Source organism: Candidatus Acidulodesulfobacterium sp. H_13, assembly GCF_048541835.1.
Classification (GTDB): Bacteria; SZUA-79; SZUA-79; order Acidulodesulfobacterales; family Acidulodesulfobacteraceae; genus QIJE01.
In genome coordinates, this window is the sequence record NZ_JBLEOY010000002.1 from 20,723 (window position 1) to 38,234 (window position 17,512).

General features: G+C 37.4%; 17 protein-coding genes and 1 pseudogene. 15 read left to right on the top strand and 3 right to left on the bottom strand.

What is annotated here, in order from left to right:
- Positions 1 to 80 precede the first annotated feature (80 nt).
- Positions 81 to 1,043 (bottom strand): ADP-glyceromanno-heptose 6-epimerase, encoded by a 963-nt coding sequence (gene rfaD, locus ACMCNP_RS04505; protein ID WP_419314454.1) that lies wholly within the window; start codon positions 1,041 to 1,043, stop codon positions 81 to 83.
- A gap of 220 nt (positions 1,044 to 1,263) precedes the next feature.
- On the opposite strand from rfaD, the gene ACMCNP_RS04510 reads away from it, so the two are divergent.
- The 4 genes from ACMCNP_RS04510 (at position 1,264) to ACMCNP_RS04525 (ending at position 5,647) form a co-directional block, all read left to right on the top strand.
- Positions 1,264 to 1,458, top strand: a complete 195-nt coding sequence (locus ACMCNP_RS04510; RefSeq protein ID WP_419314457.1) for a CDGSH iron-sulfur domain-containing protein — start codon at positions 1,264 to 1,266, stop codon at positions 1,456 to 1,458.
- Positions 1,459 to 1,665: 207 nt separating this feature from the next.
- The gene (gene gltX / locus ACMCNP_RS04515) at positions 1,666 to 3,120 is read left to right on the top strand and encodes a glutamate--tRNA ligase (RefSeq protein ID WP_419314461.1); all 1,455 of its coding nucleotides are present in this window, start codon (positions 1,666 to 1,668) and stop codon (positions 3,118 to 3,120) included.
- Positions 3,121 to 3,489: 369 nt separating this feature from the next.
- On the top strand, positions 3,490 to 4,923 hold the full coding sequence (locus ACMCNP_RS04520; RefSeq protein WP_419314463.1) for an MFS transporter: 1,434 nt from the start codon (positions 3,490 to 3,492) through the stop codon (positions 4,921 to 4,923).
- A 22-nt stretch (positions 4,924 to 4,945) separates the two neighbouring features.
- Complete coding sequence (locus ACMCNP_RS04525) at positions 4,946 to 5,647, top strand: PHP domain-containing protein (RefSeq protein ID WP_419314466.1); 702 nt, start codon at positions 4,946 to 4,948, stop codon at positions 5,645 to 5,647.
- A 33-nt stretch (positions 5,648 to 5,680) separates the two neighbouring features.
- Here ACMCNP_RS04525 and ACMCNP_RS04530 read toward each other — a convergent pair whose 3' ends face one another.
- Positions 5,681 to 5,956 (bottom strand): hypothetical protein, encoded by a 276-nt coding sequence (locus tag ACMCNP_RS04530; RefSeq protein WP_419314469.1) that lies wholly within the window; start codon positions 5,954 to 5,956, stop codon positions 5,681 to 5,683.
- 231 nt (positions 5,957 to 6,187) lie between these two features.
- Here ACMCNP_RS04530 and ACMCNP_RS04535 point away from each other — a divergent pair, with 231 nt between their 5' ends.
- Both ACMCNP_RS04535 and ACMCNP_RS04540 read left to right on the top strand, forming a co-directional pair.
- The gene (locus ACMCNP_RS04535; protein WP_419314472.1) at positions 6,188 to 6,955 is read left to right on the top strand and encodes a ParA family protein; all 768 of its coding nucleotides are present in this window, start codon (positions 6,188 to 6,190) and stop codon (positions 6,953 to 6,955) included.
- The gene (locus tag ACMCNP_RS04540) at positions 6,948 to 7,886 is read left to right on the top strand and encodes a ParB/RepB/Spo0J family partition protein (RefSeq protein WP_419314475.1); all 939 of its coding nucleotides are present in this window, start codon (positions 6,948 to 6,950) and stop codon (positions 7,884 to 7,886) included. Before ACMCNP_RS04535 ends, ACMCNP_RS04540 begins: the two co-directional genes overlap by 8 nt.
- On the opposite strand, the gene ACMCNP_RS04545 is transcribed toward ACMCNP_RS04540, so the two are convergent.
- Positions 7,873 to 8,598, bottom strand: a complete 726-nt coding sequence (locus ACMCNP_RS04545; protein ID WP_419314478.1) for a PilZ domain-containing protein — start codon at positions 8,596 to 8,598, stop codon at positions 7,873 to 7,875. The two genes, ACMCNP_RS04540 and ACMCNP_RS04545, sit on opposite strands and share 14 nt — an antisense overlap.
- A 141-nt stretch (positions 8,599 to 8,739) precedes the next feature.
- On the opposite strand from ACMCNP_RS04545, the gene ACMCNP_RS04550 reads away from it, so the two are divergent.
- From ACMCNP_RS04550 to ACMCNP_RS04590, 9 genes and pseudogenes are all read left to right on the top strand, one after another.
- Positions 8,740 to 9,165, top strand: coding sequence for an ATP synthase F0 subunit B (locus ACMCNP_RS04550; RefSeq protein ID WP_419314481.1), 426 nt, complete (start codon positions 8,740 to 8,742; stop codon positions 9,163 to 9,165).
- Positions 9,166 to 9,176: 11 nt separating this feature from the next.
- The gene (locus ACMCNP_RS04555) at positions 9,177 to 9,665 is read left to right on the top strand and encodes a F0F1 ATP synthase subunit B family protein (protein ID WP_419314483.1); all 489 of its coding nucleotides are present in this window, start codon (positions 9,177 to 9,179) and stop codon (positions 9,663 to 9,665) included.
- Positions 9,643 to 10,203: an ATP synthase F1 subunit delta gene (gene atpH / locus ACMCNP_RS04560; RefSeq protein WP_419314486.1), complete on the top strand. Its 561-nt coding sequence runs from the start codon at positions 9,643 to 9,645 to the stop codon at positions 10,201 to 10,203. Before ACMCNP_RS04555 ends, atpH begins: the two co-directional genes overlap by 23 nt.
- Complete coding sequence (gene atpA / locus ACMCNP_RS04565) at positions 10,193 to 11,704, top strand: F0F1 ATP synthase subunit alpha (protein WP_419314488.1); 1,512 nt, start codon at positions 10,193 to 10,195, stop codon at positions 11,702 to 11,704. The genes atpH and atpA overlap by 11 nt, the downstream gene beginning before the upstream one ends.
- Positions 11,705 to 11,711: 7 nt before the next feature.
- Positions 11,712 to 12,605: an ATP synthase F1 subunit gamma gene (atpG, locus tag ACMCNP_RS04570; RefSeq protein WP_419314490.1), complete on the top strand. Its 894-nt coding sequence runs from the start codon at positions 11,712 to 11,714 to the stop codon at positions 12,603 to 12,605.
- Between the two features lie 18 nt (positions 12,606 to 12,623).
- Entirely contained in the window at positions 12,624 to 14,027 is a 1,404-nt protein-coding gene (gene atpD / locus ACMCNP_RS04575) for a F0F1 ATP synthase subunit beta (protein WP_419314493.1), read from the top strand.
- Complete coding sequence (locus tag ACMCNP_RS04580) at positions 14,028 to 14,279, top strand: F0F1 ATP synthase subunit delta/epsilon (protein ID WP_419314496.1); 252 nt, start codon at positions 14,028 to 14,030, stop codon at positions 14,277 to 14,279.
- Positions 14,280 to 14,335: 56 nt separating this feature from the next.
- The gene (gene serS, locus ACMCNP_RS04585; RefSeq protein ID WP_419314498.1) at positions 14,336 to 15,601 is read left to right on the top strand and encodes a serine--tRNA ligase; all 1,266 of its coding nucleotides are present in this window, start codon (positions 14,336 to 14,338) and stop codon (positions 15,599 to 15,601) included.
- 3 nt (positions 15,602 to 15,604) lie between these two features.
- Positions 15,605 to 17,302 (top strand): annotated as a pseudogene (locus tag ACMCNP_RS04590) (DNA translocase FtsK 4TM domain-containing protein); the annotation flags it as partial.
- Positions 17,303 to 17,512: the final 210 nt, after the last annotated feature.

Genomic DNA, 17,512 nt, shown 5'->3' on the forward strand with positions numbered 1-17,512 from the left:
GCAGTATATTTACAATCTTATGCCTTCATGTTTCATGTGAAACATGAAGGCATAAGATTGTAATGTTTTTAACACGGCAATCAGTCTTTATCTCCGTTATTCAGCCGGTCTAAGTATTTTTTAACCCCCTCTTCAACGGAAAGAAAGGGTTTTTCGTATCCTGCATTGCGTAAAGCGGTTATATTTGCTTCGGTAAAACTTTGGTATGCGCCTTTAAGGTTATCGGGAAAGTGAATATACTCGATATTCCCAGAACCATGCCATTTAACGACGGCATTTGCAACGTCGTTAAAGGATCGTCCCTTTCCGGTTCCTATATTAAATATGCCGGATTTTTCGGGATGTTCCAAAAACCACAAATTAACTCTGACACAGTCTTCGACATATACGAAATCGCGTTCTTGCTCTCCGTTTTTATACCCGTCGGTTCCTTCGAAAAGTCTTGCCTTTCCGTTTGTAAGTATCTGATTGTTAAAGTGAAACGCAACACTTGACATGGTTCCCTTATGGGTCTCTCTTTGCCCGTAAACATTAAAATATCTGAAGCCGACAATCTGGCATTTTACCCCACCTTTTTTCATGACGCTTCGGATATACTGATCAAATTGAAACTTAGAATAAGCATACATGTTGATCGGATGCTCGCATGACCTGTTTTCTATGAATCCTTTTTTGCCGGTACCGTATACGGAAGCGGAGGAAGCATATATATATTGTGCTCCCGTTTTCAGACACCACTTTAGCAGTTCTTTAGAATATTCAAAGTTGTTTTTCATTATGAACCGCCCGTCCCATTCCGTAGTGGAAGAACATGCGCCTTCATGAAAAATCGCCTCAATATTTCCAAAGTTGTATCCGGATTTAATATTTGTTATAAAATCATCCTTATCCATATAATCCAAAATATCCAAATCTGTCAGATTATGCATTTTTTTGCCGTCGGTAAGATCGTCTATGACCAAAATATCCGTTTTGCCTTTTTTATTAAGAGCTTCTACGATATTGGAACCTATAAATCCGGCACCGCCGGTAACTATAATCATAAGGATACCCTCCATGAAATCGATTGTTATTAATTTTTGAATGAATTATTATAACATACGCGCTCGTGAAAATATATGTAATGCAGCCCCTTTTTCCGACATGCGGCATGTAATTTGACATAAGGCATTCGATGTTTTACTATTAATAAATAAAACGTTTATGAAGTAATGGATGTAAATTTTAGATATTTAAGAACAATTTAAAAATGGGGGTGTTGTTATGCCGAGAATCGTCAAACACGAAAAGAGATTACCGATCGTGATAGAAGAAAAGGATGCGAAATTTCCGATGTATATTTGCGCATGTGGTCTTTCCCGCAGTCTTCCGTATTGCGACGGCTCGCATGATCGTACTAAAGATGAAGCCGATACGGCCGTTTATCTGTATGATGGGGACAAGAGGGTAAAATTATAAGTTTAATAAGCAGCCGTTCCCATGAATGGGAACGGCTGCTTATTTTGTCGTAAGCCTAAAAATCGCCATTTTTATCGGCGGTATAATCCATTTTATAGAATTAAAATCCTATCCGGAACAAACTTGTTTAGATAGATTCATATTCTTACTTTGAATAGTTATAATAAATTCAGGACCAAAATAAAAATATAAAAAGGCTAAATTATAATGAAAGAAGATTTGATTAATCGGACGCGAGTCAGGTTTGCACCGAGTCCGACAGGTAATCTCCATATAGGCGGAGTAAGAACGGCATTGTTTAATTATCTGTTCTCTCTACAAAATAAAGGGGATTTCATTTTAAGGATAGACGATACGGATAAGCTTAGAAATAAAAAGGAATATGAATATTCTATTATAAGTGATTTGGAATGGTTTGATATCAAATGGGATGAATTTTATAGGCAGTCGGAAAGAACGGCGGTTTATGAAAATTACCTCGATATTTTGAAAACGAAAGGTTTGGTTTACGAGTGTTTTTGTACCGGAGAAGATATTTTAAAGTCTAAAGAACTTGCCATTAAGTCAAAGAAACCGTATGTTTATAATGGAAAGTGCTATAAACTTTCATCCGAAGAAAGAAAAATCTTGCGTTCCGAATTAAAAGAAAACAATTTGTTCCCGTCAATTCGTTTAAGCGTAGCCGATGTTTTAAAACATGGCGGTCAGGAATTTAATTCCGTTGAATTCCATGATTTGGTTCACGGTCGCCTCGTTTTTGATCCGAGACTTATAGGGGACTTTATCCTAAGAACCGAAAGCAGCAGGTTCACTTACAATTTTGTCTCCATTGTCGACGATAGCGATATGAATATTTCTCATGTAATAAGGGGCGAAGACCACATAAGCAATACGCCTAAGCAGATTCTTATACTTAAAGCCCTCGGCAAAGATGTGCCTGTTTTTGCCCATATTTCTTTATTACACGGCAAAGACGGAAAAATAATGTCGAAACGAGATTTAATTTCTAATATCGAATATTATAAGAAAGAAGGTTATCTTCCCGGGTCGCTGCTGAATTATCTTGCCATAACCGGTAATACATTTGCCGGTTCCGGATATAAAGAGATATTTGCCGATGTTTCGGAAATGGCGGCTTTTTTCGATATTACGAGAGCAAAGAGTTCGGGTGCAATTTTTAACGAAGATAAATTGAGATTTATCAATGAGAAATGGCTCAATGCAATATCCGTCGATGCCTTGATCGACATTATAGCTGAAAAATTTGCAGGAAAGTCTTTGACGGCAAGGGTTAAAAACGAGTATCCGCAAGAGGTATTTTTAGAAATAATCAATTTCTTAAAAAATGAATTTAGGACTGTATATGAAATAACGGAGGAATTAAAATTATTTCTTGATGATTATAGAGTTAAATTAAACGATGCCGAATACAATACCGAATTAAAATCAATTTTTGCCGACAGCTTTAAAAATGTCGATGATTTTAGCGAGAATTCAATCAGAAATATGATAAACAATACCGTCTCCATATACAATGTGCCTGCTAAAGAATGCTACGAAACGCTGAGATTATTAATAACCGGGAAGTTAAGCGGTCCTTCTATATTGAAAATAATCAAATTTCTCGGTAGAAAAAGAGTTATAGAAAGGCTGTCCGTTTAGTATCCGAATTATTTAAAGCAATGCAACTATTCTTCATGTAAAAGAACCCGGCGCACATTAGAGCCTATCTATTTTTTGAACTTTTGCCGTGTTTGTCCCGTACCATAAAATCAACAATATTCGTAAGATGATAGACCTCACTATTTTTGTAAGCCTGCCTATATTTCTCATATGCCTATTTTATATCATAATCGAATTAAACCTGCGTCATTGCACTATGCGATATCTCAAACTGTGCAATGTAAATATTGTAACAAAAATTTAACATTAACGTAATAAAAATGCAATACTGTAATGTTAAAATATAATAAATTTTAAATAGTTGATTGAGAAAGAATAAAGATTAATCTAATTTAAGGAGGTATCTTTATGGAAACAGCAGGCAATTTAAGAAATCACCTGCTAGATAAAGTCGACGGGATCGGTCTTGTTCATCATCATTTTAGAACTATGTTTACGGCAGGGATGGGTTTTTTTACCGATGCCTACGACCTTTTTATTATAGGCGTGGTTATAGCGCTTTTGGCGCCGATATGGCATTTAAGCACCTCCGAAATAGCTATCTTAGGCAGTTCGTCTTTACTTGCCGCCGCATTTGGGGCATATCTTTTCGGCAGGATTGCCGATATTTTTGGGAGAAGGGCGATTTATGGAATTGAAGTTCTCATTTTAACCATAGGAGCGATAGGTTCCGCTTTTTCCCAAGACATCACGCAGTTGATAATCTGGAGAATAATTTTAGGTATCGGTATCGGAGGAGACTACCCGATAAGCGCGATTATAATGAGCGAATATGCAAATAGAAAAGATAGGGGCAAACTTGTTTCAATGGTATTTTCTCTTCAAGGATTAGGATTGATAGCCGGACCCATAGCGGCTATTCTTGTTTTGACGGTCGGGATTCCTCATGACGTGGCATGGAGAATACTTTTGGGGCTCGGCGCAATTCCGGCGGCAAGCGTTATATACTTAAGAAGAAAAATTAAAGAAACCCCTTATTATAGCATAAACGTAAGAGGCGACGTCAATCAGACCGTCGCGGCCATTAATGATATCGTAGGAACAAAAATAAAAGTAGACGAGAATAAATATGGCAAGGAGAATGTGGCAAAGTTAAAAACAAGATGGTATGATTTATTTAAATATCCCAATAATTTGAGACTTATCGGAACGGCGGGGAGCTGGTTCTTAATGGATTGGGCTTTTTACGGAAATTCCATAAGTTGGCCTTTAGTGATGAAATCCGTCATGCCCAATGCGAACCTTATACATAGACTTGCGTTGTCTACTATTGTTTTTATAGTGTTTGCAGCGCCGTTTTACTGGATTGCCGCTTTTGCCATGGACAAATTAGGCAGAAAATTCATTCAAATACTGGGCTTTTTTGGAATGGCATTGGCATATCTAATAATTTCTTTGACGAGTTTCGGCGGATACGTACTCGTTCCGGCCATGTTTGTGCTGATATTCGGTATGAGTTACGTTTTTACCGAATTTGGTCCGAATACTACGACTTTCATATATCCGTCAGAGGTCTTTCCAACGCCCATAAGGGGATTAGGCGACGGCATATCTGCCGGCACCGGCAAAATAGGAGCATTTATCGGAACCTTACTTTTTCCTTTTTTGATAGTATCGATTAAGTTGGGTGGAACGTTCATGATCCTTACGATAATATCTTTTGCAGGGGCTATTTTAACGATATTTGCCTTGCCGGAGACTAAAGGACAATCCTTAAGAGTCGTAGGCGAGGAGGAAAAATATACAGAAGAGGGCAATTCAGCCGCCCGACATAATACTTAATTAAATTAAAACAGAGGGCAAAATGTTATATTCAAAAGCTGATACTCATGTTCATACAAGTTATAGTGATGACGGGATAAGTTCACCCGAAGACATTGTCGAGTTTATTGCCGGAAAATTTCAGGTAATAGCTATAACCGATCATGATCGTCTTGACGGGGCATATAAGGCAAAAGAATACGCTTTGAAAAATGATTTCCTTGAAGTCGACGTTATAATCGGTGAGGAAATTTCAACAAAGAACGGACACGTAATAGGCCTATTTTTGGATAAAAGGATTGCTCAAGGGATGACGGCAATAGATACGATTGACGAGATACATGCTCAGGGCGGGTTGGCGATTGCACCGCATCCCTATTATCTTCTTTCTTACGCCAAAAAGGGATATGAGCCGATAAGGAGACATCTTAAAAACTTAGATTTTGATGCGATAGAGGTTATTAATAACTCAAGTACGTTTGCCGTATTTTCTAATGCCGTTACGTCGTTGGTAAATGTTTCAATCGGTTTTCCTCAGGTAGGCGCAAGTGATGCCCATACTAAAGAATTTGTCGGCAAGGGCTATACGCAGTTTCAAGGCAAGTCTGCGATTGATTTAAAAAATCAGATAATAGAGAAGAAGGCGACGGCTCACTTTGGTCATTATTCTTTGTTGGAGTTTAATCTTAACCTGTTGCAAAGCGTAAAATCATTTTATCAATATTTTTCAAACAGGGATAATTAAATTAATGTTCCACGTGAAACATTAATTGGTAAATCATTTAAATTTAAAAGTTATTTTTATAATCTCGTCGCAATTAATGCATTTTTTCACAAATCTTTCATAAATCTTTCCGACATCCGATTCGGTCACTAAAACATTCATGTCATATTCGTTGCATTTGCATTTCAAATTCATTATGGCATTTTTCGAATGCGATGATGAGATCCTGTTCTTTATCAGATTCATATATTTGGATCTGACGGCAATGGCATTTAGGGAAGCTTTTCTAAGGACTTCTTCGAAAAAAGAATTTGATTTTATATCGTTCATTTTAACCTCCGATATGCTATGAGTTAGTAGTATAAACTTATTTCATTATACGTCTTGACTGTTACAATATTATTAAGGTTTTGTTAAATTTTCGTTACATACAGTAAAAGGTGAATAAATATCTGTACTTTCTAAAAATTTTGATTTATTAATTTAATTAATGTTATAATTATTTTCGTTAAATCTTATTTTTTAATAAATAATTTTAAAAATTCCCGTGAGTTTAGACTAATGGCAAGAGTTATATGCGTTTCCAATCAAAAGGGTGGGGTAGGAAAGACTACTACCGCTATTAATATTGCGGCGTGTCTTTCAGCGTATGAGAAGAAGGTTCTCTTGATAGATGCAGACCCGCAAGCCAATGCTACGAGCGGGTTGAATGTTATAGTAGAAAAATCTAATCCTACAATTTATGAGTGTCTTATTAAAGATTATGATGTTTCTAATGCGGTATATTCCACACAAATGGAAAATCTTTATGTTATTCCTGCTACATCCGACCTTGCCGGTATAGAAATCGAACTTGTAAATATGGAGGCAAGAGAATACTATATTAAGAGAAAAATAATAGACAAGGTAAGGGAAGATTACGATTATATTTTCTTAGATACGCCGCCATCGCTTGGATTGCTGACTATTAACGCCTTGACTGCATCCGACAGTGTTTTAATCCCTATGCAGTGCGAGTATTATTCATTAGAAGGGGTATCCAGGCTGATGCAAACTATTAAACTTGTAAATCAGAGACTTAATAAAACGTTATATATAGAGGGAGTTTTGTTTACAATGTTCGATGGAAGGACGAACCTCACAAATCAGGTCGTAAGTGAAGTTAAAAAGTATTTCGGGCAAAAGATTTATGAAAACGTTATACCGAGAAACATTAAACTTCCGGAAAGCTCAAGTTTCGGAAAACCTATAATATTGTACGATATAAATTCTAAGGGAGCAATTTATTATCTTGAACTGACCAAGGAGTTTTTGGCCAGGGTTGCTTAATCAATTGATTATGAAAGAAAAAGAAAAATCTATCAAGAAAAGAAGTGTGTTGGGAAGAGGGTTGGGCGCCCTTTTAACGGATGCTCTTAATCAGGATGCGGATAGGACGGCAGGCGAAGATAATCAATTTTCGGTTTTTGAAATAGATGTAGATAGAATAAATACCGGCGTTTATCAGCCCAGGCGGTATTTTGACAAGGCTAAGCTTGCCGAACTGAAAAAATCTATAGAAGAGAATGGTATCATTCAGCCATTGATAGTGGCTAAGTCTAAAAATGGAGATGTTTTTGATTTAATTGCGGGTGAAAGAAGATACAGAGCCGCAAGGGAATTGGATTTTAAAAAAGTTCCCGTAATAATTAAGGATATTTCCGGGGTTTTAGCGCTTGAGATTGCCCTGATAGAAAATATTCAGCGCCAGGATTTGAATGTTATTGAAGAAGCGGGTTGTTATTTGAGGCTGATAGAGGAGTATAAAATAACACATGAGGAATTATCGGCTAAGGTCGGCAAAGACAGGGCAACTATTACCAATATGATTAGGCTTCTTTCGTTGCCGGACGGAATTAAGACGGACCTCATATATGGAAAAATTACTCCATCCCATGCAAGAAATCTCATAGGTCTTTCGGATGATGAAGCGAGTGTTCTTTTGGATAAAATTTCTAGTGAAAAGCTGACCGTAAGAGAGACCGAGCGCGCCGTTAAGTCGATTAAGACAAAGAAACGGGGAGGTAAACGAAAACCGGAAAAAGATTTGGCGGTATCTTCTCAGATTAGAAGCTATGAAGATAAATTGCTTGAGGAACTTCAAACGCGAGTTACAATAGATTACAAAGACAAAAACGGAGAATTGAAAGGTAAAATAGCGATAGAGTTTTATGCCGCCGAGGAATTGGAAAGAATAATGAAACTGATTACTCGAAATTAGACCGGATGTTTTTTCTTTCTATCCCAAGCATAAAATTTATCAATAGGTCTCTATCGTTATCAGATATTTTCGTAATAGAGCATCCGGTTTGATATTTACCGCCCGCATAAGTTGAATGAATAACTCTTAAGTCCATCCTAATAGTTTTATCAACAAATTTTACCATAGCGTTTTTTAGCGGATAATAGGTTTCGATGGGTATTTCCGAAGCAAACGATATACTGTTCCACGATAAATCGCGTATTATGTAAAAAAGGTTGTTATTTTTATAAAAGATATAGACATAAGCCATATCCGAGTCATTCGTAGAGACCCTTAGAACGCTTCTTTTTTCGATCAGGACTATCTCTTCGGGTTTATAAATCAAGAAGTTATGTTCTTCACCCAAAACTATCTCGTCTTTATATTTTGTTAAAAAATGTCTATCAATCTCGTGTTTGTTGGATTCGGCATTTATCTTTATATATTCTGTTTTTGGTAATATTTTATTTCCGTAAAACGGAATAAGGCTATCTATAACTAAGTATTTATGTTTTATTTCTATCAGATATGATTTAAAAAATTGGTCATAGGGAAATAATGTGACGCCGAGTTCCCTTTTTGACATAAGGATATTATCCATTATTTGTTCGATTATTTTGTTTTCTTTAATCAGGATAGTATTTACGGTAGAATTGCTTGTATTATCCGTTTTCTGTTTGTTTTCATTCATAATAAAAATCTTAGTCAAATATTTATATTTAAATATTATCATAAAATATTCGTATAAAGTAAATTAAAATTGATATTTTTTGTGTTTTTGATATATAATTTAACTAAAGTCAAACTAAAATATGAAAATGCGATAAATGACATGAAAGAGCTGATCATAACATGGCAGGGACTCCTGTTTGAAGCCGTAACGTTTTTGATATTTACCTACTTTTTAAATCTGTTTTTATTTAAACCCGTAAGGGCTATCTTAAAAAAAAGGCGGGAAAATATAGATTCGCACAATGAAAAACAAAAATATTTCGAAGAATCTGCGGCAAAATTGATTGAAGACGTTAGAAAAGAGAAATTAGACTTAAAAATAGAAATAAATAGGATAAAAAAAACCTATCGTAAAGAGGCTATGATTAAAACCGCAAAAATTATTTCATCCGCAAAAAAAGATGCTTCTTATAAATTCAGCCGTATAGTGGAAGATTTTGACAAAGAAAAAACTTCTATAATTAATCATTATAAATCTAAATCCGAAGAATTGGCAAATTTAATTTACAAAAAAATATTAGAGTAATTGGCTTATTTATGGAAATCTTTTGGCGGATATTTGATACTCTCATATTAGCAGGTGGATTTGTTTATATATTTATTAGATACGGAATCCCTTTTTTCGATAATCGAAAAAAGGGCATAGAATTATCGTTAAAAAAGGCCGCCGAATATGAGAAAGAGGCGGAAAAGCTTTACGAACAAGCCATGGATGTACTCAAAGAGGTTAAGTCAGAGGTAGAGAATATTAAAAAAGAAGCATTAAAAGAGACGGAAACGGAAAGGAACAATATTATAAAAGATGCCGAAACGGCGGCGGAGAAAATTTCAGGGAATTATATTAATCAGGCTAAATCCGAAATTGATAAACAAAAAAAACAGCTGTTTGATGAGGCTTTAAATATGTCTTTTAAATTCATGCAGGATATTATGCAAAGAGAAATGACTTCTGAGGTTTACGGCAAGATAAACGATAGTTTTCTTAAATTGCAGGAGGAAGCGTTTGATAGACGATCAAATAAGTAAAAGATATGCCGGAGCACTCTTTGAATTTGCGCGGCATTCGGATAAAATAGAGGAGGTCTATAAAGATATTGATGGGTTTATTGATATCTGTTACGATAATTTATGCCTGAAAGAATTTTTGTCGCAAACTTATATAGATAAGAAGGAAAGATTTGAGATCGTGAATTTATTAGCTGCAGAATTGTCGTTAAGTGCCGAATTTATAAATTTTCTGCATCTCCTGATAGAAAACGAACGAATGGAATATTTGCCGAAAATTTTTATACGATTCTCCGATTTTAGGGATGATTTTATGAATATTTTAAGGGTAGATGTCGTTTCCGCAAAAGAATTGGACGATAATGAGACCAATAAAATAAAGCGTATTATAGAAAAAGTGTCAGATAAAACGGTAGTTATAACAAATAGAGCCGATAAATCGATAATAGCCGGCTATATTATAAATGTAGAAAATATATCGTACGACGGCAGTATAAAAGCTCAAATAAGCAGTTTTTATAATTACTTAAAACAAGGGGCATTTATTTATGGGAATTAAGGCTTCTGAGATTACGGATATAATAAAAAGCAAGATAGAGTCTTATACTAAAAATATTGATATAAGCGAGAGAGGAGTAGTCCTATCCGTCGGGGATAGCGTTGCAAAAATATACGGGCTTAAAAATGCCATGATAGGTGAAATGCTGGAATTTTCTCCCGATGTTTACGGTTACGTTTTGAATTTGGAAGAGGATAATGTAGGTGTTGCAATTTTAGGCGAAGAGTTTTTAGTTAAAGAAGGCGATACGGTAAAAAGGACCGGCAATATTGCCGAGGTTCCGATAGGTATGGGGGTTTTAGGCAGGGTTCTCGACGGACTTGGACGACCCATAGACGGCAAAAATCCTATCAAAGCGACTGAATATTCGGCAATAGAGAAAAAAGCGGTAGGCATAGTGCAAAGAAAAAAGGTCAATGAACCGCTATATACCGGAATTAAGGTAATAGATGCTTTAATGCCGATAGGCAGGGGTCAAAGAGAGCTTATCATAGGCGACAGGCAGACCGGAAAGACGGCAATAGCCATAGATGCAATATTGAACCAAAAGAATTCTGATGTTTACTGTATTTATGTGGCGATAGGGCAAAAGCAATCAAGCGTCTCTTTTATTTATGACCGCCTGATGCAGGAAGGGGCGATGGAATATACCGCTATAATCGCCGCTAATGCGAGCGATCCCGCTACTCTTCAATATTTTGCACCTTATACGGGGGCTACTATCGGCGAATATTTTAGAGACAACGGCATGCACTGCCTTATCGTTTACGATGATTTATCAAAGCATGCCGTAGCTTACAGGGAATTATCCCTGCTTCTCAGGAGACCGCCGGGTAGAGAGGCATATCCCGGAGACGTGTTTTATTTACACTCAAGGCTTTTAGAAAGGGCGGCAAAACTGAACGATGCACACGGCGGAGGGTCGCTCACGGCATTGCCCATAATTGAAACTCAGGCCGGAGACGTTTCGGCATATATTCCTACGAACGTTATATCTATCACGGATGGACAAATATTCTTGGAGACGGACCTTTTTTATGCCGGCGTCAGGCCGGCGGTAAACGCGGGGCTTTCCGTATCAAGAGTGGGAGGGGATGCTCAGATTAAGGCAATGAAACAGGTTTCCGGCGGTTTGAGGCTTTCTTTGGCGCAATATAGAGAATTGGCGGCGTTTTCTCAGTTTGGGGCCGACCTCGATAAGATGACGCAGGAAATGCTTGCCAGAGGCAGAATGATGTCGGAACTCCTTAAGCAGGGTCAGTATAAGCCGATGCCGGTTGAAAAAGAAGTGGTGATGTTGTTTGCCGCCAACAGCGGTTATTTGCAGGATTATAAACTTTCCGCTATAAAAAAATACGAAAAAGAACTTTTATTATACATAGAAAACAATAATCCCGGAATATATAAGGATATCAGAGAAAAAAAAATGATAGACGATATCGTCAAAACGAGCCTTATAGCCGTTTTGGATAAATTTAAAAATATCTTCTTAGAAGATTGATAATATCATGCCTAACTTAAAATCGATAAAAAGAAAAATTTCGAGTGTTAAAAATACGAGACAAATAACCAAGGCTATGAAAATGGTTGCGGGAGCCAAGCTGAAAAGGAATCAGGCAGCCATGAACGAATTTAAGACTTATTCAAGCAGTTTTGACGGCATTATAAATAATATTTCCAAAAATACGGTATTATATTCTCATCCGTTTTATAAGAAAAATTTACGTGATAACGATAATGACGGCGATAAAATCAGTAGGGGAATATTGATAATTTCGACGGATAGAGGGCTCTGCGGTTCTTTTAATATGAATTTGTTTAAGCTTTTTTTCGAAGAATTAGAAACGATGGTTCCGGATGCCGATCCGGCTAAGCTGTATATCCTCGGCAAAAAGGGTTTCGATTTTTTTAAAAGAAATGATTATGAGATTGCCTTCAAGGGATTTTATTCGGAAAGCGAATCTATATCTAATCTTTCCGTTCAATTATCTAATGTAATGTTAAATGATTTTACCGAGGGAAAAATAGGGGAGATTTACGTGATATCCAATAACTATATTTCCGCGCTGCACCAGATGCCCATAGCGGAAAGGCTTTTACCGTTTGATTCTTACGATAGCGGCGAGAATAAAAACAGCGGCGGTTATTTAACGGAGCCCGTCAGTTACGAAGATGATATAATCGATAAGATTTTCAAAGATTATATACGTACTAAGATTTATTTTAAAATTTTAGAATCTTTTGCCGGCGAACAGGCATCAAGAATGTATGCTATGGATAACGCTACAAGGAATGCCGGAAAACTCATAAATAAGTTGACGATAATTTACAATAAAGCGAGACAGGCAGCCGTTACCCTTGAAATTCTCGACATTATAAACGGCGTAAACGCCGTAAAATAAAATTTTAGGAGGCTATCGATGAATGAAGGTTTTGTTGCGCAGGTAATAGGTCCGGTGGTTGACGTTAAATTTGAAAACAAAAAACTTCCGTCTATTTTTAATGCATTGATGTTGACAAATCCGGCTATAAGCGATAAAAAAAATAATTTGGTGCTCGAGGTAATTCAGCATCTCGGTGAAAATGTCGTCAGGTGCATTTCTTTAGATTCTACCGACGGGTTATCAAGGGGAATAACGGTAATAGATACCGGCAACAAAATAACGGTTCCCGTGGGAAGAGACGTATTGGGAAGAATATTCAACGTTATAGGCGAACCGGTAGACGAGTTACCCCCCGTAGAATTTAAATTGAGGCTTCCTATCCATAGACCTGCCCCGGCATTTGAGGAGCAGTCTACGACCGTTGAGATATTAGAGACCGGTATTAAGGTTATAGATTTGTTGGAACCCTATTTAAAGGGTGGAAAAGCGGGGTTATTTGGGGGCGCAGGTGTAGGAAAAACAGTGTTGGTTATGGAACTTATTCATAATATAGCAATAGAGCATGGCGGATATTCCGTTTTTGCCGGCGTTGGCGAAAGAACAAGGGAAGGAACGGATCTATGGACGGAAATGAAGGAATCTAAAGTTTTAGATAAAACGGTTTTGGTTTACGGGCAGATGAATGAGCCTCCCGGAGCAAGAGCAAGGGTCGCCCTTTCCGCCCTTACTATGGCAGAGTATTTTAGGGACGAAGAAAGACAGGACGTATTGGTTTTCATAGATAATATTTTCAGGTTTGCGCAGGCAAATTCGGAGGTCAGTGCGCTTATGGGCAGAATACCGTCCGCCGTGGGCTATCAGCCGACCCTCGCGACCGATATGGGCGAGCTTCAAGAAAGAATTACCAGTACGAAGAAGGGTTCGATTACGTCCGTTCAAGCGGTCTATGTTCCGGCAGACGATTTGACCGACCCGGCCCCGGCAACCACGTTTTCTCATTTGGATGCCACGACGGTTCTTTCAAGACAGATTGTCGATCTTGGGATTTATCCGGCGGTCGATCCGCTTGATTCTACTTCGAGGGCGTTAGACGTAAATATCATTGGGGACGAGCATTACGAAGTTGCAAGGAACGTTCAGGCGGTTCTTCAAAAATATAAGGAATTGCAGGATATAATTGCTATTTTGGGTATGGACGAACTTTCGGAAGACGATAAGCTAACGGTAAATCGCGCAAGAAGGATACAAAGATTTTTATCTCAGCCTTTTTTTGTGGCGGAAGTGTTTACCGGTTTTCCCGGCAGATATGTTCCGTTAAAAGAGACCGTAAGGGGCTTTAAAGAAATATTGGAAGGCAGGCACGACAATTTACCGGAACAGGCTTTTTACATGGTCGGAACGATAGAGGAAGCTGTCGAAAAGGCAAAAGGATTGAAATAAATGTCTCTTAATATTAGAATAAGGGTAGTCGATAAAAAAGGATCGGTCTTTGAAGGGTTTGCGGATTTTTGCGAAATTCCGACCGAAGCGGGCATAGAGGGCGTATTGCCGGGACATATAAATTTTATATCAAATTTGATAGAGGGTAAAATAAAATATAAAACGGGTGAAACGGTAAATGAAATAAATATTGTCGGAGGGGGATTTGTGGAAATAAGCGGTGATTGCGTTAACGTCATGATAAATTTCTGAAACGGAATAAAATATAAATTATATATTGAATATACAGGGTATAAAATAATTAAATTATGATAGACATTAAACTTATCAGGGAACAGAGAGAGTACGTCAAAAAGGAGATGGAGAAGCTTTTTGTTTCGGTTCCCATTGATGAAATTTTTGAGCTTGACGAGTCTAAAAGAAGGCTCTTATACGACATTGAATGCCTTAGAAATGCGAGGAAGACGCTTTCTAAGGAAATAGCATCCGAAAAAGACGAAGAAACGATTTCAATGAAAAAGGCGAAGGTAAAAAGGATAAACGAATCGATTAAGTTTCAGGAAGATGAACTAAATATCGTAGGCGGAAGGTTTAATGCATTGATGTTGAGCGTTCCTAACCTGCCGGGACGCGATGTGCCGGTAGGTAAGAACGAGACTGAAAATTCGGTGGTTTCGTATTTCAACGAAAAGAAAAAATTCGGTTTCACACCTGAAACTCATTATAAAATAGGGCAGAAAAGGGATTTAATAGATTTCGAAAGGGGAGCCAAGATTTCCGGAACGCGTTTTTATATATTAAAAAAAGGGTTCGCCCGGCTTCAGAGGGCGCTTATTAATTTTATGTTAGACGTGCACGTAACATACCACGATTACGAAGAGGTATATCCGCCTTATATGATTAATGAGGAATGCTTAATAGGAACAGGGCAGTTACCCAAATTTGCGGATAATTTATATAAAGACGAAGATTCAGGGTTATGGTTCGTTCCGACGGCGGAGGTTCCGGTTACAAACATGTATAGAAGCGAAACGTTTAATGCCGAAGATCTTCCGATAAAGCATGTCGCCTATACTGCCTGTTTTAGAAAGGAAAAGATGTCTGCAGGTAAGGATACCAAGGGTATAAAAAGGGGTCATCAATTCGACAAGATCGAGCTTGTAAAGATTACGACTCCGGAAGCCGCAAAAGAGGAGTTGTTGAGTCTTATTGCCGATGCGCAGGACATATTGAATAGGCTTGATATTCCGCATAGGCTTATACGCATATGCACAGGAGATTTGAGCTTTACCGCCAGCGAAAAATTTGATATAGAGGTTTATGCCCCGGGTATAAACGAATGGCTTGAAGTAAGTTCGTGTTCCGATTTCGGTTCTTTTCAAGCAAGAAGGGCTAATATAAAATTTAAAAGGAATAAAAGCTCTAAAGCAGAATATGTGAATACGCTGAATGGTTCCGGACTTGCACTTCCGAGGGTGATGATTGCTATAATCGAAAATTACCAGATGAAAGACGGTCGCATAAGGATTCCTAATGCTTTAAAATCATATTTTGGAACGGAAGAGTTTATTTAAATTATGTCGAGCGGCAAAAGAATAATATTTGGAGTATTGATAGTATTTTTTTCCGTATATTCCTTTTTATCTCTCTATTCTTACAATATACTTCAGGAAACCTATAATTCATATTCTATTTCTACTGTACGAGAGATCAATTTAGGCGGGTTTTTCGGCGGTATTCTGTCGAACTATTTTCTAATCGCATTTGGAATATCTTCTTTTTTAATAGTTTTTTTTATTTTATCGGCAGGCATATTCTTGATATTGAATAGAACATTCAGCTTACGGTTTCATGCCGGAATTTTTACCGCATTCCTTACCGCTTTGATTTTTTTAAGCCTGTTATTTCCCGAAATTTCATATCATGGATTCATAACATCCGGCGGCGGTTTGATAGGTGGGGGGATTTACAGCTATCTTCTTAAATTTTTTGGAGAAGCCGGAAGTGTAATAATAGGTTTTGTACTTTTTTTAATTTCGATCTATTTTATTTTTAAAAGAATCGGCCTTAAAAGCCTTTTCGGGTATTATTATCGTGCCTACAATAGGCTTAAGGCATATATAAAAGAAATAAGATTATTCAAATTAAATGTTTTACCGGGAGAATTAGCCGCATTTTTTTCTTCATTAAAATTAAAAATCGAAAAAAGAAAAGGGTTTAAGAAGAGAGAAAAAAGTTTTATCCTAAACAAAGAATTATTCGGCGGTCCGAGGGAAGACCTGATAGATAACTTGGACGGAAGAGACGATGCTACCGAAGCGAACGAGGAATCTATTAAGGAGAAGGCCGGAACATTCGATTTTATAGATGATAGAAAATCTAAAATTCCACCTATTTCCCTAATTAATATCGAAAAAATAACGAAAGACGTTCAAAGACCGGATAAATTATCTCTCTTGGGGAATGCGGCACTAATCGAAAAAAAATTAATGGATTTCGGAGTTAAAGGGAAGGTCACCGGAATAAATCCCGGACCCATTATAACTATGTATGAGTTTGAACCGGTAAGCGGTGTTAAGGTGGGAAAAATATTATCCCTATCGGAAGACCTTACTATGGCTTTAAAATCTAAGCCCGTGAGAATGGCCGGGGTTATTGAGGGCAAATCCGCTATAGGCATTGAAGTTCCTAATAATAAAAGGGAGATGGTTTTCTTTTCGGAAATTTTAAATTCCAAGGATTTCATAGATTCGAAATCTTTGCTTACGATAATTCTAGGTAAAAATACGACCGGAGGCGATATTTCATTCGACATCGCAAAAGCACCTCATTTATTAATAGCCGGGGCAACGGGGGCGGGAAAAAGCGTATTTATCAATACCCTGATAGTAAGCCTTCTTTTTAAGGCGAGTTATGAAGAACTTAATTTTTTAATGATTGATCCCAAAAGATTGGAATTGACCCCGTTTGAAAATTTGCCTCATCTGATAAGCGACGTGATTTATGATGCGAAAAAAGCGGACATCGCTCTTAAGTGGGCAGTTTCTGAAATGGAAGCAAGATATATAAAGCTACAGGCTGCAGGCGTTAAGAATATAGAGCAGTTTAACGAAATGTCCAGGAAACAGGATTCAAAATGCATGCCTTATTTGGTAATCGTAATAGATGAGTTGAGCGACTTAATGCTTGCAAGCCCAAAGGATATAGAGACTTCAATAATAAGGCTTTCCCAGATGGCGAGGGCATGTGGAATCCATCTTATAATTGCTACGCAGAGACCTTCGGTTAACGTCGTTACCGGTGTTATTAAGGCGAACATGTCCTCCCGTATTGCATTTTTAGTCTCTTCTAAAATAGATTCAAGGACGATATTGGACGCTAACGGAGCGGAAGACCTTCTTGGGAACGGAGACATGCTTTTTATGCCCCCGGGTCAAAATAGGCTTTTCAGGATTCACGGCTCTTATATCTCCGAAGACGAGATT

Bases quoted from the DNA above. Each gene is read 5' to 3' on its own strand.
- rfaD (WP_419314454.1), bottom strand. From the start codon at position 1,043: ATGATTATAGTTACCGGCGGTGCCGGATTTATAGGTTCCAATATCGTA.
- atpG (WP_419314490.1), top strand. From the start codon at position 11,712: ATGCCTAACTTAAAATCGATAAAAAGAAAAATTTCGAGTGTTAAAAAT.
- ACMCNP_RS04530 (WP_419314469.1), bottom strand. From the start codon at position 5,956: ATGAACGATATAAAATCAAATTCTTTTTTCGAAGAAGTCCTTAGAAAA.
- atpD (WP_419314493.1), top strand. From the start codon at position 12,624: ATGAATGAAGGTTTTGTTGCGCAGGTAATAGGTCCGGTGGTTGACGTT.
- ACMCNP_RS04580 (WP_419314496.1), top strand. From the start codon at position 14,028: ATGTCTCTTAATATTAGAATAAGGGTAGTCGATAAAAAAGGATCGGTC.
- atpA (WP_419314488.1), top strand. From the start codon at position 10,193: ATGGGAATTAAGGCTTCTGAGATTACGGATATAATAAAAAGCAAGATA.
- ACMCNP_RS04545 (WP_419314478.1), bottom strand. From the start codon at position 8,598: ATGAATGAAAACAAACAGAAAACGGATAATACAAGCAATTCTACCGTA.
- gltX (WP_419314461.1), top strand. From the start codon at position 1,666: ATGAAAGAAGATTTGATTAATCGGACGCGAGTCAGGTTTGCACCGAGT.
- ACMCNP_RS04555 (WP_419314483.1), top strand. From the start codon at position 9,177: ATGGAAATCTTTTGGCGGATATTTGATACTCTCATATTAGCAGGTGGA.
- ACMCNP_RS04525 (WP_419314466.1), top strand. From the start codon at position 4,946: ATGTTATATTCAAAAGCTGATACTCATGTTCATACAAGTTATAGTGAT.
- ACMCNP_RS04550 (WP_419314481.1), top strand. From the start codon at position 8,740: ATGAAAGAGCTGATCATAACATGGCAGGGACTCCTGTTTGAAGCCGTA.
- ACMCNP_RS04510 (WP_419314457.1), top strand. From the start codon at position 1,264: ATGCCGAGAATCGTCAAACACGAAAAGAGATTACCGATCGTGATAGAA.
- serS (WP_419314498.1), top strand. From the start codon at position 14,336: ATGATAGACATTAAACTTATCAGGGAACAGAGAGAGTACGTCAAAAAG.
- ACMCNP_RS04535 (WP_419314472.1), top strand. From the start codon at position 6,188: ATGGCAAGAGTTATATGCGTTTCCAATCAAAAGGGTGGGGTAGGAAAG.
- ACMCNP_RS04520 (WP_419314463.1), top strand. From the start codon at position 3,490: ATGGAAACAGCAGGCAATTTAAGAAATCACCTGCTAGATAAAGTCGAC.